Here is a 22,591-nt window from a genome sequence, read left to right on the forward strand (position 1 = left end):
TTATCCATTTTTGATGTGATACCAAAATCAAGGCGTCTTTTTTATGATGGGGAGAGAGTGACGGAATGTTACTACTTATCAAAAGAAAAGAAGGACTTTTTATGACCAAACAATGTCATCATCACTTTTTAGTCAATCAGGAAAAAGCAGAAAAACACGTCTTCCGTAAAAGTAAGAAGTATCGTACGCTTTGTTCGGTAGCACTTGGAACTATGGTGACGGCTGTTGTCGCTTGGGGTGGCCAAGTAGCACAAGCTGACGAAGTGGTAACACCTTCGCTAGATAAAACCGTTCAGTTGACAGAAAATCCTGCGACCAACTTACCAGAAGCGCAACCTACACCAGTTGTTGAACAAACGAATAGTCTTGCCTCAACTGGTCAATCAGATGGGGCTATCACGGTTACAGTTCCTCATGATGTTGTGACAAAGGCAGTCAATCAAGCAACTGCTGAAGGGGTTACTACCATTCAGGATAAACCTATGGATTTAGGGAACACAACCTCTGCGAGAGATACCAGTAAGCAATTAGATAAAGCGGAAGCGGATGCTGCTAAGCAGGCTGAAGCCATCACTCAGGTGACCAATACCTATAAAGCAGATAAAGCCGCCTATGAACAAGATAAAACACGTGTTGAACAAGGGAATACTGCGTTGGCTGCTAGTCATAAAGACGCCACTCAAGCAGGAAACGCCTTGAATAGTTCAGTAGATACTATGGTTTCAGAAGTGAAGACTCAGGACAAGTCTGCGAACGTGACTATTACCACTCAAACCGTTCCGGCAGGAGATGGCTCAACTGTTTCAGGCTATCAGGATTATACCTCTGCGGTAACTGCTATTGATAAGCAAAATAAGGACAATCTAGCTGAATACGAATCAAAGAAGAAAGTGGCAGACGCCATTGTCGGAAAAAACCTTCAGATTCAAAAGGAAAATGAAGCGGGTCTTGCCAAGGCAAAGGCTGATAATGAAGCAATTGATAAACGCAATCAAGCCGGACAAAAAGCAGTGGATGATGAAAACAAGGCAGGTCAAGCTGCTGTTGAAACCTATAATAAAGACCAACAGAAATTAGTCACAGACCGTGAAACTGAGATTGCTGCTATCACGAAACGCAATAAGGAAAAAGAAGAAGCCGCCAAGAAAGAAAATGAAGCGATTGATACCTACAATGCCAAAGAAATGGAGCGCTATAAACGTGATTTAGCTGAGATTTCAAAAGGTGAGGAAGGCTATATCTCTCAAGCTCTTGCTCAGGCACTCAACTTGAATAATGGGGAACCGCAAGCACGTCATTCCGCGGATACAAGAAACCCAAATCGCATCATTGCCAAGGGTGACGCCATGCTTGGTGGTTATTCTAAAATCCTAGATTCTACTGGTTTTTTCGTCTATGACACCTTTAAAACGGGAGAAACCCTTTCCTTTACCTATCAAAATCTTCAAAATGCTCGCTTTGATGGTAAGAAAATCACAAAAGTAGCCTATGACATTACTAACCTTGTTTCTCCAGCTGGAACTCATGCCGTTCAGTTAGTCGTGCCAAATGACCCAACAGAAGGCTTTGTCGCCTACCGTAATGATGGGACAGGCAATTGGCGAACCGATAAAATGGAGTTTCGTGTCAAAGCCAAGTATTTCTTAGAAGATGGCTCTCAAGTCAGCTTCACCAAGGAAAAACCAGGTGTCTTTACTCATTCCTCACTCAACCACAATGACATCGGTTTAGAGTATGTGAAAGACTCATCAGGTAAGTTTGTCCCTATCAATGGCTCAACCATTCAAGTGACTAACGAAGGTCTGGCTCGTTCACTTGGGTCAAATCGTGCCAGTGATTTAAATCTTCCTGAAGAATGGGATACGTCATACAGCAAGTATGCTTATAAAGGAGCAATTGTCTCAACGGTTACATCAGGCAACACCTATACAGTGACCTTTGGTCAAGGGGATATGCCTCAAAATGTTGGTCTCTCTTATTGGTTTGCCTTAAATACCCTACCAGTTGCACGGACGGTCAAACCTTATAGTCCAAAACCTCATGTGACACCAAAGTTAGAGCCAATTCCAGAACCGATTAAGGTTGTGCCAAAAAACTATACCCCAAAGACTTTTACGCCAGAGCCACCTGTGAGCTTTAAGGAAAAACCATTAGAGAAAGTCACTCAGCCTAGCCTAACACTTACCAAGGTTACCTTGCCTAAAGACCCTACGCCAGAGCCATTACCAAAAGCACCACAAGTGCCAACGGTTCATTATCACGACTATCGTCTGACAACGACTCCTGAAATTGTTAAGGAAGTTATCAATACCGACCAAGTGAACCTTCATGACAAAACGGTCGCAAAAGATTCAACGGTCATTTACCCTTTAACCGTAGACGCTTTTTCTCCAAATCGAGCCAAAACCACAAGCCTCACCTTTGAAGATTACCTTCCAGCAGGCTATGCTTTTGACAAGGAAAAAACGCAGGCAGAAAATGGAAATTATACCCTTAGCTTTGATGCTGCTAAGAACTTTGTGACCTTGACCGCCAAGGAAGCCTTGCTTCAAGAGGTCAACGAAGACCTCACCAAGTCTTACCAACTGATGGCTCCGAAACTTTACGGTAGCCTTCAAAATGATGGAGCAACCTATTCCAACAGTTATCAGCTCCTCATCAATAAGGGGACCCCAAATGCCTATACAGTGACTTCTAATGTTGTGACAGTGCGTACGCCTGGTGATGGGACAACCACTAGCCGTATTGACCCTCAAAAACGCAATGAAAATGAAGACGGTGTGGTTATTAACGATACGGTAGCGGCTTTAGGAACAACTAATCATTACCGTTTGACCTGGGATTTAGATCAATATAAAGTCGATAGGTCTTCTAAAGAGACAATTGCTCGTGGTTTCTTCTTTGTAGATGACTACCCAGAAGAAGTTCTTGACTTGGTAGACAAGGGAACAAGTATCACCACTCCTGATGGCAAAGCCGTATCAGGGATTACTGTCAAGGCTTATGAGTCGCTGTCAGAAGCGCCTAAAGACCTTCAAGATAAACTCGCTCATGCCAAGATTTCTCCTAAAGGGGCTTTCCAAGTCTTTATGCCGAATGACAATCAAACCTTTTATGACCAGTATGTCAAAACAGGCACCTCTTTGAACCTTCTCACCAAAATGACCGTCAAAGACAGCCTTTATGGTCAGACGAAGACTTATCGAAACAAAGCCTACCAAGTAGATTTTGGGAATGGCTATGAAACCGATGAGGTGACGAATACCCTTGTTAGCCCAACACCTAAAAAACAAAACCTTAATAAGGATAAGGTGGACATCAATGGAAAACCGATGGTAGTCGGTTCACAGAACCACTATACCTTGTCATGGGACTTAGACCAATACCGAGGCATTAAGGCCGATAAGTCTCAGATTGCACAAGGGTTTTACTTTGTGGATGACTATCCCGAAGAAGCTCTATTACCAGATGAAACAGCGATTCAACTTGTGACATCTGATGGTAAAGCTGTCACAGGAGTTACAGTAAAAACTTATTCGAGCCTATCAGAAGTTCCTGAAACCTTAAAAGCAGCCTTTTCGAAACGCAAGATTGTGCCTAAAGGAGCCTTCCAAGTCTTTATGGCAGAAAATCCACAAGCCTTCTATGATTCTTATGTAACGAAAGGTCAAAACATCACCATCGTCACTCCTATGACTGTCCGTGAGTCTATGCTTAATTCAGGAAAGTCTTATGACAATGTGGCTTATCAGGTAGAGTTTGGACAAGCCTACGAAACCAATACGGTAACGAATCACGTGCCAAAAGTAACACCACATAAGTCCAATACCAATAAAGAGGGCGTGTCTATTGATGGCAAGACCGTTCTTCCAAATACCGTTAATTACTACAAAATTATTCTGGATTACAGTCAGTACAAGGATTTGGTGGTGACAGATGATGTCCTTGCCAAAGGTTTTTACATGGTGGATGATTACCCTGAAGAAGCGCTTAGCGTCAATGCAGATGGTGTCCAAGTGATGGATAAGGCAGGAAATCTTGTCAAAGGGATTTCGGTGAAAGCCTATGCCTCATTGTCAGAAGCGCCTAAAGTGGTTCAAGACGCTATGGTCAAACGCCAGTTCACACCCAAGGGAACCATTCAAGTTTTAAGTGCTGAAGATCCAAAAGCGTTCTACGAGGCTTATGTTAAAACTGGTCAAACCTTAGTGGTGACCCTTCCAATGACTATTAAGAATGAGCTGACAAAAACTGGTGGGAAGTATGAAAACACCGCTTATCAGATTGACTTTGGTTTGGCTTATGTGACAGAGACAGTGGTCAATAATGTGCCAAAACTAGACCCACAAAAAGATGTGGTGATTGATTTATCACAAAAGGAGAAAAGCCTTGATGGAAAAGAAGTTGCCTTGAATCAGGTCTTTAACTACCGTTTGGTGGGAGCACTCATTCCAGGTAATCGTGCAACACCACTCATCGAATACCGCTTTGACGATGATTACGATGAAAGCCATGACGACTATAATGGTGCTTACAAGGCTTATACCTTAGTAGATGTGACTCTAAAAGATGGAACGGTTTTACCAAAAGGGACAGAAGTGACTAAGTACACGCTACAACACGTAGACACGTCAAACGGAACGGTTACCATCAGTTTTGATCAGGAATTCCTTGAAAAACTAGCAGAAGAATCCGAGTTTCAAGCAGATGTTTACTTGCAAATGAAACGAATCGCTTCAGGTGAAGTAGAAAATACGGTACTACATACCGTGAATGGCTACACCATCAGTTCAAACACAGTAAAAACAACTACACCTGAACCAGAGCCACCAACTCCGACTCAACCAACCCCACCACAACCACCTATCCCAACACAAGAACCACCAATTCCAGCAAGTATCTTACCAAATACAGGGGAGAGTCAATCTCTTTTGGCGCTCGTTGGTGGAGGCCTTCTTTTAGGCCTAGCTTACGGACTTTCTAAACGCAAAATGGAGGACAACTAAATGGAACCTAAAAACATTTACACAAGAGATTCAGACCAAGATGGTCTAACGGATGCTCAAGAGTTAGCTTTAGGGACCAATCCTTTTAGCAGTGATACGGATAGTGACGGACTGTCAGACCTTGAAGAAGTCCAACAAGGCTTGAATCCAATTCAACAGCGTAAGGAGAGAAGCTATGGCTTGGAATTATGACACAATTTCTAGAACCCTTTCTGAGATGGCACGAGAAAACTATGAAGACATGGTTAAAGCCTTTTTAGCCATGGAGTTGAGTATCAAAAACAAGTCACTTCTTGATACGCTCTATCAAGACTTTATGGGCATTGATGACTTGTCTTTAGTTAGTGATGACCTGCGCCTAAGAGCAGACGGTTATCAGGAACAGCTTCAAGAAGAAGTGACGGACCTCTTGGATAAACTCTATCGAACAGGTGAGGGAGCTAGTTTCATTATGGAAGTGATTGTGTCCAACAATATTTCTGAGTCCCTTGCTCAGTATGAGGTTTTGAATGAGGAGGATTACTCGTCTCTCACCTTAGAGACCTTGCAGGACATTATCCAAAAGGAGTTGTCTTTAACGAGTCAAGATTATTTTGGAGATGTGACCTATCTCGCCTTGCAGAAGGATTTGTTAGACCAGAAAAGCCATTTCTTACAACAGTATGTGACAACTTTGATGGATAAGTTGCCACAAGAAAAAGACCATAACGCCTTGGTCCTAGAGTGAAGCAGTGGGCTGAGAATACCTCTCAGCTCCTTTTTTTAATTGGAGGAACGTATGACTCAAGAACAATTACTTGAGATGTTGCGGGCGAGATTGCCACGTGACCAGATTCTTTTGGAATCCTTTTTACGCTATCAAGCAGTCCATTTTGATGAGGATTGGGATAGCCTTATCCAAAATTTTACAACCCAAAGAGGAGTAGTCACCTCACCTGTTCAAGTGGTTCGCTTTGAAACAGAAGTTTCTGCTTTTGTCAAGGCAAGCCCCTTTAACGAAGCGACAGACCTAAGCAGCTACACACAGACCTTTGGTCAGGCCGGCTTAAAGAAGTTACCTCAGTTAAACAGTGATGAGAAAGCCTTGGTGATTGAAGTAGCTCTCTTTAACCTAGCCACTCGCTTTCAGCTCTTAGACCAAGAAGGCGCCTATCAGTCCATTTCGGTAGTTTCTCTTTTGGATAAAAGCAAAGCTGCTAATTTGGTTAATGTCTACCGAGTGGCCAATAATTTGTCTGACCGTATTAGCCGTGATATTGAACAGTTTCTTCTCACTTATGAACCTGAACTAATAAGCACCCAGGAAACGGTAGAGGAAAGAGAGGGTGCAGCTGAAGAAAAAGTAGTTCCAGAACCTCCTCAAGACATCACCTTTCGTGAAGAAGGGGGTATCGTCATTGCAAGTCTTGAGGAAGATTTATCACAACTCGATTTACGAACAGGGCAAACAGAACATTTACCAGCCTATGAACATCTAAACTTGTCCCAAAAATTTGAGATATTAAGTCACTTTGACCAAGTGCGAAATAGCCGTCCAAAACTACCAAACTTGAGACGTGGGGAGTTTGACCATGAAATGGAAATGACGCCAATCTATGAGGACAATGAGCTATTAACCTATTTAGAAGCAGATGGGACAGCCTATGACTTACAACGTCCTCTAACACCTCAAGAAGAAGTAATCTTAGCTGAAATGGGTCAAACCATTTTGGCTGAAAATACTGAAAAATTAACCAGTTTAGGGATAGATTTAGCTGACATTGATGAGCAACAACGTAGGATACTGATAGATGCGTCGGGGCGTTTTCATTTGAAGAATGCGGACCTAGCCTTATTAGGGGGCTATCCTAAAGCAACCGTCACTCAATTAGCCCTTGCGACAGAATTACTTCAGATGGGATTAACGCATGACAAGACAGAATTTTTCTTGACCAGTCAGCTAGACTTAGAAGAGTTAAGACCCATTGCCTACGCCTTCTTACATGAAAACCTCACTCTTGAAGAAGCAAGAACCTTTGAAAGGGACAAACAGTCCCAACCTGACCTATCCTTTAGGGAATGGCGAGAACACATCTCACAAACAAAACCTGAAATCATTGTGACTCAATCACTCCCTCAAAATCCTATCGTAGAGGAAGCCCTTAAACACTATCCGATTGCTTCGATTGTGACTTATAAGGGGCAAGAGTTTCAGGTAATGGCCATTGAGGAGTCAGGCGTTAATAACCTGATTCGGATTGAATTACAAAATGACTTCACAGATGTGATTGAGCAAAATCCAGTTCTTTTCTTACGGACATTAGAGGACATCACTCAGGCTCTTCATGTTCCTTCTGTCGAAGAAAAAGAGGAAGTGGAAGAAACTCAGCAGGAATTAGACCTCTTTTCCTTCATGGATATGGAAGAACAAAATGAGCCGGTTTCTCAAGTGATAACATCTCTATCATCAAATAAGAGAGAGGCTAAACAAGAAGAAGCATTGTCAGAAGATGAGTTGGAACCAGAAGTCACTGAGACGCCCCTGGCCACTGATTTTCACTTCCCAGAAGATCTAACAGACTTTTACCCTAAGACAACAAGAGATAAGGTTGAAATGAATGTTGCTGCTATTCGTTTGGTGAAAAGTCTTGAATCTGAACACCGTCAAGCCACACCAAGTGAACAAGAACTGCTTGCCAAATACGTGGGCTGGGGAGGCTTAGCTAACGAGGTCTTTGATGAGTATAATCCTAAGTTTTCTAAGGAACGTGAGGCATTAAAAACACTAGTCACCGATAAAGAGTATTCAGATATGAAACAATCTTCTTTGACAGCTTATTACACAGACCCTCTCTTGATTCGTGAGATGTGGAATAAACTAGAACGAGATGGCTTTACAGGTGGTAAAATCCTAGACCCGTCTATGGGAACGGGAAATTTCTTTGCGGCAATGCCTAAACACCTGAGAGAAAATAGTGAGTTGTATGGTGTAGAGCTAGACACGATTACAGGGGTTATTGCCAAACACCTTCATCCGAATAGCCACATTGAAGTAAAGGGCTTTGAGACTGTTGCCTTTAATGACAATAGCTTTGATTTGGTTCTCTCAAATGTGCCTTTTGCCAATATCAGGATTGCGGATAGTCGCTATGACAAACCCTATATGATTCATGATTACTTTGTCAAAAAATCATTAGATTTGGTGCATGATGGTGGGCAAGTCGCTATCATTTCCTCCACAGGAACCATGGACAAACGGACAGAAAACATTCTCCAAGATATTCGTGAGACGACTGATTTTCTCGGTGGTGTGCGTTTACCAGATAGCGCCTTTAAGGCCATTGCAGGCACCAACGTCACAACGGATATGTTGTTCTTCCAGAAACATATGGATAAGGGATATGTGGCAGATGATTTAGCTTTTTCAGGTTCTATTCGCTATGACAAGGATGACCGTATTTGGCTGAATCCATATTTTGACGGAGACTACAACAGTCAGGTTCTTGGGACCTATGAGGTTAGAAACTTTAACGGAGGGACACTTTCTGTAAAAGGCACTTCTGATAACCTAATAGAAGCTGTTCAGACGGCTCTTAAACAAGTTAAAGCCCCTAGAAGTGTTGACCCTTCTGATATCCTTATCACTCCTGATGTGATGAGAAGACAAGTCATTGATACCTCTGTTCCGCCTGAAATCAGAGAAACCTTAGACCAGTATAGCTTTGGCTATAAAGATTCTAAGGTTTACTACCGTGATCATAAGGGCATTCGTGTTGGGACTAAGACTGAGGAGATTAGCTACTATGTGGACGAGGAGGGGACCTTTAAGAGTTGGGATACCAAGCATTCGCAAAAACAGATTGACCGCTTTAATGACCTCGAAGTCACCGATAGCACCGCTCTTGATGTGTATATGACCGAAGAAGCCACCAAACGTGGGCAGTTTAAGGGCTATTTCAAAAAGACGGTTTTCTATGAAGCTCCCTTGTCAGAGAAAGAAGTGGCACGGATTAAAGGGATGGTTGATATTCGGAACGCCTACCAAGAGGTGATTGCCATTCAGCGCTACTATGATTACGACAGTGATGAGTTTAACCACTTGTTAGGACATCTCAATCGCACCTATGATACTTTTGTGAAACGCTTTGGGTACTTGAATAGTGCTGTAAACCGTAACCTTTTTGATAGTGATGATAAGTATTCGCTCCTTGCGAGTTTAGAAGATGAAAGTCTTGACCCGAGTGGGAAGACAGTTATCTATACCAAATCTCTGGCTTTTGAGAAAGCCCTAGTTCGTCCTGAAATGGAAGTGACGGCAGTTTCTTCTGCCCTTGACGCTCTCAATTCTAGTCTAGCAGATGGTCGTGGGGTTGATTTGGATTACATGATGTCTATTTATCAGACGGATTCTAAAGCGTCTTTGATTGAAGAATTAGGAGACGCTATTATTCCAGACCCAGAACGCTATCTAAACGATAGGGAAGTGGTCTATGTGTCTCGGCAGGATTTCTTATCAGGGGATGTGGTGACTAAGTTAGAGGTTGTGGACTTACTCATTAAAGCAGACAACTCTGATTTTCCTTGGGCCTATTATCAAGGTCTCTTAGAAGACGTGAAACCACCACGTGTGACCTTAGCTGATATTGATTATCGGATTGGCTCACGTTGGATTCCTCTATCCGTTTATGGGAAATTTGCCCAAGAAACCTTTATGGGACAAACCTTTGACTTGACTGATCAAGAAGTATCAACTGTTCTTGAAGTCAGTCCAATTGATGGCACTCTTTCCTACCAATCCAAGTTCGCCTTTAGGTATTCTACCGCAACGGATAGAAGTCTAGGTGTGCCTGGGTCACGCTATGATAGTGGTCGTAAAATCTTCGAAAACCTACTTAATTCCAATCAACCAACCATTACCAAACAAGTGGAAGATGGGGATAAGAAAAAGCATGTGACGGATGTCGAGAAGACAACGGTTCTTCGTGCTAAGGAAACGCAACTTCAAGAACTCTTCCAAGACTTTGTGGCCAGTTACCCAGAGGTGCAACAGATGATTGAAGAAACCTATAATAGCCTTTATAATCGTACAGTTTCAAAAGTCTATGATGGCAGCCATTTAACCATTGATGGGCTTGCCCAGAATATTTCCTTACGCCCTCACCAAAAGAATGCTATTCAACGGATTGTGGAAGAAAAAAGGGCGCTTCTAGCTCATGAAGTGGGTTCAGGTAAGACCTTAACCATGCTTGGAGCAGGCTTCAAACTGAAAGAACTGGGAATGGTTCATAAACCTCTTTATGTGGTGCCATCAAGTCTGACCGCTCAGTTTGGTCAAGAAATCATGAAGTTCTTCCCAACAAAGAATGTCTATGTGACGACCAAGAAAGATTTTGCGAAAGCCAAACGCAAGCAATTTGTGTCACGGATTATCACAGGGGACTACGATGCCATTGTCATTGGGGATTCCCAGTTTGAAAAAATCCCTATGAGCCATGAAAAGCAGGTGACTTATATCCAAGATAAGTTACAACAACTCCGTGACATCAAGCAAGGCAGTGATAGTGACTATACCGTTAAAGAAGCAGAGCGTTCTATTAAGGGATTGGAGCATCAACTAGAAGAACTCCAAAAACTGGAGCGAGATACCTTTATTGAATTTGAAAACCTTGGGATTGACTTCCTCTTTGTGGACGAAGCTCACCATTTTAAGAATATCAGACCCATTACAGGCCTTGGGAATGTCGCAGGGATTACCAACACGACTTCTAAAAAGAATGTGGATATGGAAATGAAGGTCAGACAGGTTCAAGGAGAACATGATTATCGTAACGTGGTTTTTGCGACAGGAACTCCAGTCTCTAACTCTATTAGTGAACTCTATACCATGATGAGCTATATCCAATCCGATGTCCTAGAACGATACCAGGTCTCTAATTTTGATTCATGGGTAGGGGCTTTTGGGAATATCGAAAATTCTATGGAACTAGCACCGACAGGGGATAAATACCAACCTAAGAAACGCTTTAAGAAGTTTGTGAACCTGCCTGAACTCATGCAGATTTATAAGGAAACAGCTGATATTCAGACCTCAGATATGCTTGATTTACCTGTACCTGAAGCTAAAGTTATTGCGGTGGAGAGTGAACTCACAGAAGCTCAGAAATACTACCTTGAAGAGTTGGTTGACCGTTCAGACGCCATTAAGTCAGGTAGCGTTGACCCTAGTGTTGATAACATGTTAAAGATTACAGGAGAAGCCAGAAAACTAGCCATTGACATGCGTCTTATTGATCCAGCCTATACCTTATCTGACAATCAGAAGATTCTGCAAGTGGTGGATAACGTGGAACGGATTTACCGTGAGGGTAATCTCGAGAAAGCTACCCAGATGATTTTCTCAGATATTGGAACGTCTAAGAATAAGGAAGAGGGCTTTGACGTTTATAATGAATTGAAAGACCTCTTAGTGGATAGAGGGATTCCCAAAGAAGCAATTGCCTTTGTCCATGACGCTAATACGGATGACAAGAAAAACTCTCTGTCACGCAAGGTCAATAGTGGAGAAGTCAGGATTCTCATGGCTTCTACGGAAAAAGGTGGAACAGGTCTAAACGTCCAGTCACGTATGAAAGCAGTCCACCATTTGGACGTTCCCTGGCGTCCCTCTGATATTGTCCAACGCAATGGTAGGTTAATTCGTCAAGGCAATATGCACCAAGAGGTAGATATTTACCATTACATTACGAAAGGGAGCTTCGATAACTACCTCTGGCAAACACAGGAGAATAAACTCAAATACATCACGCAAATCATGACCTCTAAAGACCCAGTACGGTCGGCAGAAGACATTGATGAACAAACCATGACTGCTTCAGACTTTAAGGCTTTAGCGACAGGTAATCCTTATCTCAAACTAAAAATGGAACTAGAGAATGAGTTGACGGTATTGGACAATCAAAAGCGTGCCTTTAATCGCTCCAAAGATGAGTATCGCCATACCATTTCTTACTGTGAGCAGAACCTCCCTGTATTAGAGAAACGCCTTAGCCGATATGACCGTGATATTGCCCAATCTTTGGCAACTAAGTCACAAGATTTTATCATGCGGTTTGACAATCAGACAATGGATAACCGTGCAGAAGCTGGAGACTATCTACGTAAACTCATTGCCTATAACCGTTCTGAAACCAAAGAAGTAAGAACACTTGCGACCTTTAGAGGGTTTGAGCTTAAAATGGCAACCAGAAGTCCTAGTGAGCCCTTGCCAGATATGGTGTCTTTAACCATTTCAGGAAGCAACCAGTATTCTGTCTCTTTAGACTTGAAATCAGACGTGGGCACGATTAAACGCATTACCAATGCCATTGACCATATCCTAGAGGACCAAGAAAAAACAGAAGAAATGGCTAACAATTTGAAAGATAAGCTATCAGTCGCAAGGGTTGAAGTAGAAAAGGTCTTTCCTAAAGAAGAGGATTATCAGCTGGTTAAAGCTAAGTATGACCTTCTTGCCCCATTGGTTGAACAAGAAGCAGAGGTTGAGGAAATTGATGCAGCCCTAGCTAAATTCAATGAAACGATCCATCCGCAACACGACCAACAATTTTCGCTTGATTTTTAAGAAAAAGGCTGACAAAAAATAATGAACGCGGTAAAATGAAGTCAAGAAATCATCAAAGGAGAATTGATTATGACCCAGACAGTAGAAGAATTAAGATACCAACTAGAAGAATGGCTAGCACAAGGTTTTACAAGCCCTGAAGATAGAGCTAACTATCAAGCCTTAAAGGAACAGTATGAGGATGAAACCCTTGATTACAGCTTTTCAAAGCGAGAAATTATTGGTCAATTAGAAGTTATTATCACGACTCGTGAGAATGATTTTCCAGACTTAGATGAGGTCACCAAAGAAGAGTATCTTGACCTGGTTGAACAACTTGATAATCTAGATAAGGGACAGGCAGATTATTATCGTAAGCAATTAGCGTAGAAAGAGGGACAGATATGATTGAACAAATTATTCAAAGTCTTTTCATTATCGCAGCAACAGGGCTGATTTTGCTTGTCCTTTACCAGATTGCGAAGATGCTTGGAAGCTTATTTGTCATTGGATTAATCGGATTTTTAGCTTTCACAGAAGTCTATGGGCTTTACCTCTTTTTTACAGAACGATACCTCTATGTGGAAGATTTAGCCACCAATGGTATTTTGAGTTTTACCACTTTCTATATTGGTTTCAATGTGCTACTTATATTTGGACTTGTAGTCAAAGTGATTAGAAGTCGGATGGCATAGAGAAATGGGATTACCTAAGTTAGGTAGTCCTTTTCTTTATTGTGATAACTTTTTCAAGTCCATCTTGTTATGATGGTGCTATCTTATGGAAAAAGGAGATGGCACTAGTGATGTTAAATAAAATGAAGGCTCGGTTACTCATTGGTCTTGGTGGTTTAGCTGTGACTAGCTTTATCGTGATGATGGGCTACACCATTGGTTCTCAGTCTGTCACCAATCACACGCAGAAACAAATCCAGTCTGAGGCTCAAAAACTGCTGACCAAAGAGAAAGAAAAAGAGAAGGCAAATGACCTCTCTGATGAGTTAGTCAAGGAATTTCTCACGCAATACTATACTAAGGAAAAGCTGGGCGAGAACAACAACCGTATCAAGCCCTATATGACAGATTCTGCCTTTAAGGAAGAGGTAGCTCGTCAAGAAGATTCCATTAACCAAGTCTATAAAGACTATATGTTGGATTATCGCTTTGAGTCTGCTCAAATCTATGTCAATACAGAAGCAAATGAAGCTCTTGCGGAAGTGTCTTATCAAGTAATCTATGTGTCTGATGTCAGTGACAAGGCTCAGAAAAGTACACAGACAGAAACGACCTCTCTTAAACTATCTTATGCCAAATTGTCAGATAAACTCCTTGTCAATCAGGTAACCATTTGGAATGGGAAGCTAGGGGACTTGAAAGAGTCTTCTGATGAAGTAAATTCAAGCATTCCAAAGATTCAAGGCACTACTACAAGTGAGACTAACTAGCAGGAGTTACTCTTCTGCTTTTTTTGATAAGGAGATGAGATGACAAGAATTGTAAGAATGAAACAAAAGGCGATTTTAGACGTAGCAGAAAGTCTAGGTTATTCGTTTAAACACCTATCAGGGCAAGTCTATGAACATCCAGAACACGATTCCTTTCGGATTTTTGCGGACACCAATACCTTTAAATGGTTTTCACGTGACGTACAGGGAGATGTGATTGATTTCGTTCAGTTAATGACAGGAGTGTCTTTTAAAAAAGCTCTGTCTTACCTTGAAACTGGAGACTTTGAACAAACTAAGATCGTCGAAGAGACTTATCAACCCTTTCGTTATTATTTAAGTGAAGAACCATTTGACCAAGCACGGATATACCTGAATGACATTCGTGGTCTAAGTGATGACACTATCAATGCTTTTGGCAGACAAGGTCTATTAGCACAGGCTCATTACCAGACAAAGCTCTTTCAGGAATCAGTCCTTGTCTTTAAGAGTTACAATCATTATGGCCAACTAGAGGGGGCAAGTCTTCAAGGGCTTGTCAAAAATGCTCAGAGACATGATCGAGGTTACCTCAAAAAAATCATGAAAGGCTCTCATGGATATGTGGGAATGAGCTTTGATATTGGAAAACCGAAACGCCTTATCTTTTGTGAATCGGTGATTGATATGATGAGTTATTATCAACTCCATCAGAAGCAGTTATCAGATGTGCGTTTAGTTTCTATGGAAGGTCTAAAACTCTCTGTAATTGCTTATCAGACTCTACGATTAGCCGCTGAGGAACAAGGCAAACTTGAGTTTTTAGATACGGTCAAACCAAGTCGATTAACGCATTACCTTCATGCCATACAAGAGACGACTACTTTCTTTCAGACGCACCCAGGATTATTAACCTTAGCTGTTGATAATGATGAAGCAGGGCGAGTCTTTTGTCAGAAATTATCTGAGAAAGGACTTCCCATTGAAACAGACTTACCACCATTACAGGAACTGGAAACTAAAGCAGATTGGAACGATATTGTGAAAGGTCATAGTAATCATTCTTTAAAGGACATGATACAATCTGCCAAGTTACAAGTTATCCGAAGCAATTCTCCGCCTAGAAAAAATACCGCTTTAGAATTGTGATAACAAAATCAAGTTTCTTAGCTTAATCTAGAAAATGATAAGGAGGACACCCTATGAGTGTGATTGAACGCCTAGCCGAAAGAGTAGCTAGGCAAGAGGAAAAAGTTGCGAAAGAAACGGAAAAATTAGAAACCTATCGCAGTCAATTACAAACAGCGATGTATCAAGCCTTTATCAAACGCCAACAAAATAGTCCCTGGACGTTTGATGAAGCATTGACGCAAGCCTTTGGCCAAGATGAACAAGAACTAAAACCATCAGACACTAGAAATGAGGAATAACACATGACAAAAGATTGGACCTTTGACCAACCCTTAGATGATAACACACCGACATCTTCCACAGAAGAACGTGCGAAGATTGCGGCACTATTTCATAAAGAAAACCAAGAGGGCGCTGAAGACGTTGATTATGTGGCAGCCTTTGAAATGGAACAACAAAAGTCTAAAAATCAGATGGCTCCACAGCAAAAACCTCAAGAGCAATCTATACCAGAAGTGAAGCCCTCTCCAACCATTACCAGTGACTATAAGCAACATCTAGCTGATGTGATGGCTCAGAATAATGAAGACATTCGTCAAAGTCAGAAGAAAATAGAAGAGCTACACCAGTTGATTGATGACAAAAATAAGCAGAATAAGAAATTACAAGCCATTTCAGTAGCAATTGATGACTTGTAAGTATAAGCAGTCCTCACAAGGGCTGCTTTTTATGGGGAAAGAAGATGAAGTTATTCAAAAAGCAAACGCATAACCAAGATAGTTTTAAACGACTCATCCATCGCTTATCAGGAATGTCTGAAGCCGACTTACATAAGGTCAACCAATTATTGGATGTCGTTTTTGACGCTACAAGTCAAACTAACCGAGATGAAAAAATGTCTCCTAAAACTATACCAAAGGAGCCTATATTAGATGAGACCATTACTGAAGCTAAGAATACACTGAAGACTGAGCAACTTGAAAAGCGGATAGAGCAGTTTAGGCAGGCGAAGAAACCGAAATAAATTTTCAACTGTTTAATCAATCATTTTGTGTAATTGAGCTGTTAAAATGGTCAGTACATGTTATAATAGTTTCAAAGTATAGGAGGTGTGGGGATGAAAACGTGTGTAGGCTATGTTAGATATTCAGTTGATGTTCCTCATATGATTGAGAAACAAAAAGAGATATTAGTGGAGCGGGCTTCTCAGCTTCAGTTAGAACTGTTAGCTATTTACTGTGAAGTGATTGGCGATACTCAGCCTATACAAGATAGGCCAGAAATGACTAAAGTAATCAAAGACATTGAGAAAGCTAATGCCGATTATCTTTTAGTGACAAATGCTAATAGAGTGACTAGATCTGACTTGGGTGTAGTTATTTTTGAAGAGACTATTTTAAAACCACTTGGTGCAAAGTTATTTGTCTGCAATGAAGCAAATGTCATCATAGATAGGACTATTAAATAGGTGTCTTAAAATAAAAAGGAGCAGTCAGTTTATTTGACTTGCTCCTTTTATGCTGTTACTTCGAAATGGATTTTTGATACACATATTTTTTTGTCAATTTACTATCATTTAGGTTTTCTATGTCAAAGATGAAATAATGATCGCGATTGTCTTTAGCGTTTTCTTTATTGAGTTTGAAATAGTTTTTGGCTGATTTTGCCATTGCCAACATGATATCATCTGTTAGAAAAGTCAATGGGGTATCAAGTGCTGAGTAGCGATAGAAGTCACTTTCAAATTTACGGTAATTTTCACTGAAGTAGTCCATCTGTAATTCGTTCTTATAAAAGTCAAGCTGATTCATGGTAGACCTCCTCAACTAATGTGATAGCCATAATATCTTCTAAAGCGATAGCGATATGTCCGTCATTGGTTTTTAGAATGACCTCATTTGTTGAAAGGGTCGGAATGGTTCCGATAATATTTTGATAGTCGTTTTTTTGTTTTCTAGTCACCTGTATGGTCAATTGATTAGCGTAACTCTGACTGAGTAACATTAATTTTTGATTCAATGATAGGTCAGAAAGGTAACTAATTTGTTTATCATCATCTGATAAGGCAGAGGTGTGTTCAGATAAAAAGAACCCCATCCATTTTTGCATGTTAACGTCTTGATAGTCTCTTGCGGATTGAAATGGTAAGTATGATCGGTCAATCATTGTAATCCCTCCAAGCCACCTGCTGAGTGGCCTCCTATTAGTTTACTTCTTGCAATATTCCTGGAACTGTCTAAGAGGGCAGTTCCTTTTTGAACCGCTAAAAAACCGAATTGGTCTCTAATATGGTCAATAGTTTGTTGTAACTTTTCTTCTTTTTCGGTTGCTTCGATATCATCAAATAATGAGATTAAGGCATAGCTTTCATCGACAAATCCTGAGTAATTGACTGCAATACCCCGAACGGCTCCTGACGTGTATTTTTTACGAAAAAGCGTTAATACGGTATCGGTAAGCAGTCGTGTATGATTAGTGGGTTCTATCTTCATTTGAGCGTTGATTGGCTGTTTCATTTCTGTTTTAGAGTAGGTCACAAAGATGGAAACAATAGTAGCTTTCTGATGTTCTCGCCTCATTCGGATGGCAACTTGTTCAGCCATTTCACTAAGAACAATCTCAATATCACGCTGTTTGACATAGTCACGAGGTAGCACCTGAGAGTTTCCAAGCCCGTGTGATTTTGGTTTATAGGGTTGATGAACATTACTCTCGTCAACACCGTTAGCATGAAACCACAACTGTACCCCAACCTTCCCAAATTCTTTTTTCAATAGGTCTGGATTGCTATTGGCTAGTTCCTTGATAGAGGTAATCCCTAGTTTGTGAAGGCGTTTCTCGGTTCTAGAACCAATTCCCCAAAAATCAGTAAGTTTAGGGATTGACCAGACTTTTGTTTCTACATCTTCGTAGGACCAATTGGCACGCATGGTAGGTGTACGCTTGGCTTCATTGTCTAGAGCGAGTTTGGCCAATAATGGGTTAGCGTTACTCATACCAATGGTAGAATAGATACCAGTCTTTTTCCAGATATCATGTTGTAGTTTGGCAGAGACCACGTCTAATTTTGCCTTTCTATCCATCTGTTTATCATTTACAAAGTAATTGAGCGAGGAGGTTAAATCAATAAACCCTTCATCAATGGAGTAGGGGAGAATATCTTCAGGGGCAGCATAATCTTGGAAAATGTGCTGAATATCAATATTCTTTTCGATATAGCGATCCATACGTGGTGGAACAATAAGCGTTCGCTTAGCCCAATGTTCAATAAAGGAGACATAGCGTGGTGATGTATCTAAGCCTTGACGTTTGGCATTATAGTAGTCAAATTTTCTTGTGCTGATGTCAAAAGGCAAATCGTAGGCACGTCCAACATTATTTTTTCCAAAAACTTTTTTGAACATAGGAGAAGAGGCTAAAATTAACCCCCCAGCGTTATCTGCTCGACTCATGACACAGAGAGAAGTATGGAGTGGATTTAGTCCCCTATCCACACATTCAACTGAAGCATAGAATGATTTCATATCAACGAAAGCTATATCAGACTGAGGTTCTTTTGAATAATCGATATAGCCCATAATCTTAACCTCTTTTTAGTGCTTCTAATTGTTCCATGAGTTCTTGAATATGATCAGTAATATCATACTCTTTGAGATAGGGTGTAAAATAGATACGATTGTCCCTGAGATAAATCATTTCTTTAACATTAACTGTCATGCTTAGGCTCCTATAACTGGCATAAAGTGACTCACAACAAGCCCCACGATACGAGGATTGTCTTCATAAGGAATCCATTTATCAGGGTAGTTATCGTTGAGTGACACCATTCTAAAGCCATTTTCTTCTCGATAAAGTTTTTTAATATAGACAGAATCATTCCACGATAGGGCGTAGACGGCACCATCGTAATCAAAACCGCTAGCACGAATAAGGGCTACTTCACCATCAAGATAGATGGGTTCCATAGAGTCTCCTTTGATCCAAGCAGCAATATCATAACCATACTGTTCTTCCTCAGAATAGACGGTCTCTGTCTCGTATTCCTCAAAGAGTGCTTCTCCAAGACCAGCAGAAAGTGAAACATCCGATAAGACTTCAACTGCAAAAAGAGGAATTACTTTCTCTTGTGATTGTTGTGCCTGAAGTAACTCCTCAGCATACTCATCAACCTTTCCTTGATTTTCTGAAGAGAGTTGGAGATAGGTGTTCACAATCTTGTATTCTGATTCAAAATAGGTTGTTGGAACATCCAAGATAGTCGCTAGCTGTCTGAGATTATTTTGATTTGGCTTCGTTTTTCCATTCTCCCAGTTGAAGTAGGAGGAACGATTGATATGAAGTTTATCTGCCATAGCAGATTGTGAATAACCTAAAACTATTCGCCTTTCTTTTAAACGATTTCCTGAAAACATACAACCTCCTAATCCACTTGTTGTTTTATAAACTAACAAAATTATATCAAAAAAATTTAAAGTTGCAAGAGAAAATAATTAAAGTTATTTGTATAAAAGCTGTTGTGACTTTCTGTAGAAGTTATTAGTAAATTTGTTCAGAACTGTTCTAAAACGATAACTAAAACAATAGTATGATTATGGTATAATGAAAAATATAGTGAGAGGTGCAGGTTATCAAATAATGATGAAGAAATTTAATAAAAAAAATGAAACTGTATATAAGATATTGTCGGAAGAAAAACCCCCTTTTGGAGTGTTTCACAAAACATTAATTCACTTACATACTCCAGCTTCACATGACTATAAACTGTTTTCTAATTGGACGGAAGATGAATATCGGGCTGCAACTGATGAAGAGTTATATGAATTATTTTTTAATAACAAGAGTGAATTAAAAAAACGATTTCCGATGGATAGATTGGCTAATTCTGTAGATGATGATTTCTTTTCAAATTTTAAAGAGTATATAAGCTATTTATTTTTAGCTGAAAGAATTTTACAGAATGAACTAGAAATAGTAGTTGTGACAGATCATAATACTACTAAGGGCGTAGAAAAACTTCAGAAAGCAGTATCAATACTTAAGGAAAATAATAGAAATTATAAATATCACCCCCATATTTTGTATGGCGTTGAGATTAGTGCAGCTGATAAGCTCCATATAGTTGGAATATTTGATGATAATAAAAAAGAGGTAGTTAATAAATGGTTGGATGAAAACTTACTCAGTACAGAGGAAGGAAGCTATCAACATTCTTTGACTATAATGAATTTTTTTAATGAAAATAAAATCCTAAATTACATAGCTCACTTTAATACTTCTAATATTTTTACTAAAAAAGCTCAATTATCAGGTGCCTATAAAAAGTCTTTATTTTCTCCAACACAAATTAAATTCATGGGTGTAAATAAAGCTGAAGTAATTCCTGGCTTATTTAATAAACTAATACGAGACTTTTCTTGTAGACCAAATTTTATATTAGATAATGATTCACATGATATTGACGGATTAGATAAAAATATTATGTGGTTTAAAGGTGGAAAATTATCTTTTCAAATGTTTGAGGAAGCATTGTTGGATTATGAAGTATCTGTTAGTTTAACAGAGCCAAACAATAAACAGATATCTTATATAAAAGGGATTTATGTTCAAAATAGAGGTGGAGATAGGAGTTTTCTAATTGGAGATAAAGATAATAAATCTGAAGATTTCTATCTAACATTTTCACCGTCATTAAATTGTTTAATTGGGGGGCGTGGTACTGGTAAGAGTACTGTAATTGATATGCTTCAATATGTGCTTTCTCAAGATTGTAATAACCTAAAAAAACTAGAATTTTTATGTGAACATGCCAATCTATTTGTTTTATACGTTTTAGAGAATGAAGAGTATGTTATCGAAGTGAGTTTACCTAATGTGAAGCAAGGAGATAAGGATAATATTCTTCAGTATTATGGACAAAACTTAGAGAACAAGTATCCATATACCTACCGTTTTGACTCGCTGACTATTAAGAATTTAACAAGATCATTATATACTAAAGTATATAAAGTAGTAGGTGATGATTTTCAACCTGTGAATAATAAAGATCGCATACTTAATAGAATGTTTGATAGACGTTATTCGGTTAATGAACTTGTTAGGACCGCAGATGGTGAAAAGATTACAGAGTTTATATCTGAATTGATGTTGAGAAATAAACATTTGCCACAACCTGATTATGGCTTGAAAACTCAAAGTATAAAATCTTTTGCTAATAAGATACAGGAACTTAATAATTATAGGCTCCAAAGGAAAGAAACTATTTTGACTATTATTAATGATTTTAATGATACTCAGATAGGGAAACTTAGAATTTGTTATGAACAAGGTGACGTTTGGGGAGAGCCTAAACTTGAAGAAACTCTGTTTCAAAAGAGTAGTAAACTTAGTATTCCATTTAAAAATTTTAGGATAAGCGAGCAAGATGTTGTAGATATCTTATATCGTGTATACAGTGACTTGGGTATGGAAAAATTTGTGGAATGTCTTGTAAAACAAGATATTCCTGATAAATATTTTATACTTCTTAGAAATATTTCAGAGGATAATTTTTCTAACCAACAAAATTTTTGGAGTGAGTATCAAGAAATCAATGAGTCTACTATTTTTTCTTTGAAAACTGCTATTTATTCACTGGTAGACAAGAAACAGTTGCTGACTGAATTAAAACGTATTCTACAGGATTATATTGCTAATGAGAGACTATACTTAGAGTTTAATATTAACTCAAAAGAGACATCTAGACATCTTGATGAAGTGTACAAAGAAGTAAGTGTACTGAGTTTGGGGCAAAAAGTTGTTGCTATGCTTGATTTTATTTTGGCTTATAGTGAATATTCAAAGGACTTTAGGCCGCTAATCATTGATCAGCCAGAAGATAATTTAGATAATAGGTATATTTACAGTCATTTAGTTAATCAATTCAGAGGTATAAAAAATCAGAGACAAATTATTCTAGCGACACATAATGCTACAATTGTGACAAATTCTATGACAGACCAAGTTATCATTATGGAGTCGGATGGTTATACTGGTTGGATAGACGCCAGAGGGTATGTAAGCGAAAAGTTTATTAAAAACCATATTATCAATCAACTAGAAGGAGGTAAAGATTCATTTAGACATAAAATGTCTATATATGAAACAGCCCTTGTTTAATAAAATCTGTTATGTAGGTTTGATTTAAATATCGAACCTACTTTTTTGTGATAACTTTTCCAAATCATCCTTGTTATCCTAATATCATTCCTAAGAAAATCAAGTCTTGATTTTCTACTGGGGGTTTGGGGGCGAAGCCACCAAGTCATCTTATCGTTGGCTGTCAAAACTGAAAGGTTTTGGTCGGCTGGCGATATGATTTTTTAGGTATTGTGACCACAATGCCTGAGCTCGCAAAGACCGAACAAGAAGAGAGTGAGGTCTTTAGGAAGCGTACTGACAATGTGAGGCAGCCTG

The 22,591-nt window shown here is 39.6% G+C and carries 18 protein-coding genes; 13 read left to right on the forward strand and 5 right to left on the reverse strand.

Annotated elements, in window-relative coordinates:
* Window positions 1-101: 101 nt before the first annotated feature.
* The 12 genes from F601_RS0110980 to F601_RS0111035 all read left to right on the forward strand — a co-directional run bounded on the left by F601_RS0110980 (window position 102) and on the right by F601_RS0111035 (window position 16,607).
* A complete protein-coding gene (locus F601_RS0110980) occupies window positions 102-5,006 on the forward strand; it encodes an SspB-related isopeptide-forming adhesin (RefSeq protein ID WP_026183202.1) in 4,905 nt (1,634 codons plus the stop codon).
* Entirely contained in the window at window positions 5,007-5,198 is a 192-nt protein-coding gene (locus F601_RS0110985; RefSeq protein WP_018165734.1) for a thrombospondin type 3 repeat-containing protein, read from the forward strand. It abuts the gene before it with no gap.
* Window positions 5,182-5,733: a hypothetical protein gene (locus F601_RS0110990; RefSeq protein WP_018165735.1), complete on the forward strand. Its 552-nt coding sequence runs from the start codon at window positions 5,182-5,184 to the stop codon at window positions 5,731-5,733. Before F601_RS0110985 ends, F601_RS0110990 begins: the two co-directional genes overlap by 17 nt.
* Before the next feature lie 51 nt (window positions 5,734-5,784).
* Window positions 5,785-12,606 carry a DEAD/DEAH box helicase family protein gene (locus tag F601_RS0110995; RefSeq protein WP_018165736.1) on the forward strand — a complete coding sequence of 2,274 codons (6,822 nt, stop codon included), beginning with the start codon at window positions 5,785-5,787 and terminating at the stop codon, window positions 12,604-12,606.
* Between the two features lie 69 nt (window positions 12,607-12,675).
* Window positions 12,676-12,975: a DUF5962 family protein gene (locus F601_RS0111000; protein WP_018165737.1), complete on the forward strand. Its 300-nt coding sequence runs from the start codon at window positions 12,676-12,678 to the stop codon at window positions 12,973-12,975.
* A gap of 14 nt (window positions 12,976-12,989) precedes the next feature.
* A complete protein-coding gene (locus tag F601_RS0111005; protein WP_018165738.1) occupies window positions 12,990-13,280 on the forward strand; it encodes a DUF5966 family protein in 291 nt (96 codons plus the stop codon).
* A 110-nt stretch (window positions 13,281-13,390) separates the two neighbouring features.
* Entirely contained in the window at window positions 13,391-14,029 is a 639-nt protein-coding gene (locus F601_RS0111010) for a hypothetical protein (RefSeq protein ID WP_018165739.1), read from the forward strand.
* Between the two features lie 39 nt (window positions 14,030-14,068).
* The gene (locus F601_RS0111015; RefSeq protein WP_018165740.1) at window positions 14,069-15,157 is read left to right on the forward strand and encodes a toprim domain-containing protein; all 1,089 of its coding nucleotides are present in this window, start codon (window positions 14,069-14,071) and stop codon (window positions 15,155-15,157) included.
* A gap of 53 nt (window positions 15,158-15,210) precedes the next feature.
* Entirely contained in the window at window positions 15,211-15,438 is a 228-nt protein-coding gene (locus F601_RS0111020; RefSeq protein WP_000110926.1) for a DUF5965 family protein, read from the forward strand.
* Between the two features lie 3 nt (window positions 15,439-15,441).
* Window positions 15,442-15,837, forward strand: a complete 396-nt coding sequence (locus F601_RS0111025) for a DUF5945 family protein (protein WP_018165741.1) — start codon at window positions 15,442-15,444, stop codon at window positions 15,835-15,837.
* Window positions 15,838-15,881: 44 nt separating this feature from the next.
* Window positions 15,882-16,163 (forward strand): hypothetical protein, encoded by a 282-nt coding sequence (locus tag F601_RS0111030; RefSeq protein ID WP_010730309.1) that lies wholly within the window; start codon window positions 15,882-15,884, stop codon window positions 16,161-16,163.
* Between the two features lie 93 nt (window positions 16,164-16,256).
* Window positions 16,257-16,607: a recombinase family protein gene (locus F601_RS0111035; protein ID WP_018165742.1), complete on the forward strand. Its 351-nt coding sequence runs from the start codon at window positions 16,257-16,259 to the stop codon at window positions 16,605-16,607.
* A 55-nt stretch (window positions 16,608-16,662) separates the two neighbouring features.
* Here the strand turns inward: F601_RS0111035 and F601_RS0111040 are convergent, their stop codons facing one another.
* The 5 genes from F601_RS0111040 to F601_RS0111060 are packed head-to-tail and all read right to left on the reverse strand — an operon-like array spanning window position 16,663 to window position 19,551.
* Complete coding sequence (locus tag F601_RS0111040) at window positions 16,663-16,950, reverse strand: DUF5960 family protein (protein WP_014294860.1); 288 nt, start codon at window positions 16,948-16,950, stop codon at window positions 16,663-16,665.
* Window positions 16,937-17,305, reverse strand: a complete 369-nt coding sequence (locus F601_RS0111045) for a hypothetical protein (RefSeq protein ID WP_018165743.1) — start codon at window positions 17,303-17,305, stop codon at window positions 16,937-16,939. The genes F601_RS0111040 and F601_RS0111045 overlap by 14 nt, the downstream gene beginning before the upstream one ends.
* Complete coding sequence (locus F601_RS0111050) at window positions 17,302-18,717, reverse strand: Y-family DNA polymerase (RefSeq protein WP_018165744.1); 1,416 nt, start codon at window positions 18,715-18,717, stop codon at window positions 17,302-17,304. The genes F601_RS0111045 and F601_RS0111050 overlap by 4 nt, the downstream gene beginning before the upstream one ends.
* 4 nt (window positions 18,718-18,721) lie before the next feature.
* On the reverse strand, window positions 18,722-18,856 hold the full coding sequence (locus F601_RS13635) for a hypothetical protein (protein ID WP_018165745.1): 135 nt from the start codon (window positions 18,854-18,856) through the stop codon (window positions 18,722-18,724).
* 2 nt (window positions 18,857-18,858) lie between these two features.
* Complete coding sequence (locus F601_RS0111060; protein WP_018165746.1) at window positions 18,859-19,551, reverse strand: helix-turn-helix domain-containing protein; 693 nt, start codon at window positions 19,549-19,551, stop codon at window positions 18,859-18,861.
* A 226-nt stretch (window positions 19,552-19,777) separates the two neighbouring features.
* Between F601_RS0111060 and F601_RS0111065 the strand changes: the two genes are divergently transcribed.
* Window positions 19,778-22,294, forward strand: coding sequence for a Spaf_1101 family AAA-like ATPase (locus tag F601_RS0111065; protein WP_026183203.1), 2,517 nt, complete (start codon window positions 19,778-19,780; stop codon window positions 22,292-22,294).
* The last annotated feature ends 297 nt before the right edge of the window (window positions 22,295-22,591 follow it).

Origin of the sequence: Streptococcus henryi DSM 19005 (assembly GCF_000376985.1) — a bacterium.
Lineage (GTDB): Bacteria > Bacillota > Bacilli > Lactobacillales > Streptococcaceae > Streptococcus > Streptococcus henryi.

What these genes read in the sequence shown, in the direction of transcription:
- F601_RS0110980 (WP_026183202.1), top strand. Translation starts at nt 102, where the DNA reads ATGACCAAACAATGTCATCATCACTTTTTAGTCAATCAGGAAAAAGCA.
- F601_RS0110985 (WP_018165734.1), top strand. Translation starts at nt 5,007, where the DNA reads ATGGAACCTAAAAACATTTACACAAGAGATTCAGACCAAGATGGTCTA.
- F601_RS0110990 (WP_018165735.1), top strand. Translation starts at nt 5,182, where the DNA reads ATGGCTTGGAATTATGACACAATTTCTAGAACCCTTTCTGAGATGGCA.
- F601_RS0110995 (WP_018165736.1), top strand. Translation starts at nt 5,785, where the DNA reads ATGACTCAAGAACAATTACTTGAGATGTTGCGGGCGAGATTGCCACGT.
- F601_RS0111000 (WP_018165737.1), top strand. Translation starts at nt 12,676, where the DNA reads ATGACCCAGACAGTAGAAGAATTAAGATACCAACTAGAAGAATGGCTA.
- F601_RS0111005 (WP_018165738.1), top strand. Translation starts at nt 12,990, where the DNA reads ATGATTGAACAAATTATTCAAAGTCTTTTCATTATCGCAGCAACAGGG.
- F601_RS0111010 (WP_018165739.1), top strand. Translation starts at nt 13,391, where the DNA reads ATGTTAAATAAAATGAAGGCTCGGTTACTCATTGGTCTTGGTGGTTTA.
- F601_RS0111015 (WP_018165740.1), top strand. Translation starts at nt 14,069, where the DNA reads ATGACAAGAATTGTAAGAATGAAACAAAAGGCGATTTTAGACGTAGCA.
- F601_RS0111020 (WP_000110926.1), top strand. Translation starts at nt 15,211, where the DNA reads ATGAGTGTGATTGAACGCCTAGCCGAAAGAGTAGCTAGGCAAGAGGAA.
- F601_RS0111025 (WP_018165741.1), top strand. Translation starts at nt 15,442, where the DNA reads ATGACAAAAGATTGGACCTTTGACCAACCCTTAGATGATAACACACCG.
- F601_RS0111030 (WP_010730309.1), top strand. Translation starts at nt 15,882, where the DNA reads ATGAAGTTATTCAAAAAGCAAACGCATAACCAAGATAGTTTTAAACGA.
- F601_RS0111035 (WP_018165742.1), top strand. Translation starts at nt 16,257, where the DNA reads ATGAAAACGTGTGTAGGCTATGTTAGATATTCAGTTGATGTTCCTCAT.
- F601_RS0111040 (WP_014294860.1), bottom strand. Translation starts at nt 16,950, where the DNA reads ATGAATCAGCTTGACTTTTATAAGAACGAATTACAGATGGACTACTTC.
- F601_RS0111045 (WP_018165743.1), bottom strand. Translation starts at nt 17,305, where the DNA reads ATGATTGACCGATCATACTTACCATTTCAATCCGCAAGAGACTATCAA.
- F601_RS0111050 (WP_018165744.1), bottom strand. Translation starts at nt 18,717, where the DNA reads ATGGGCTATATCGATTATTCAAAAGAACCTCAGTCTGATATAGCTTTC.
- F601_RS13635 (WP_018165745.1), bottom strand. Translation starts at nt 18,856, where the DNA reads ATGACAGTTAATGTTAAAGAAATGATTTATCTCAGGGACAATCGTATC.
- F601_RS0111060 (WP_018165746.1), bottom strand. Translation starts at nt 19,551, where the DNA reads ATGTTTTCAGGAAATCGTTTAAAAGAAAGGCGAATAGTTTTAGGTTAT.
- F601_RS0111065 (WP_026183203.1), top strand. Translation starts at nt 19,778, where the DNA reads ATGAAGAAATTTAATAAAAAAAATGAAACTGTATATAAGATATTGTCG.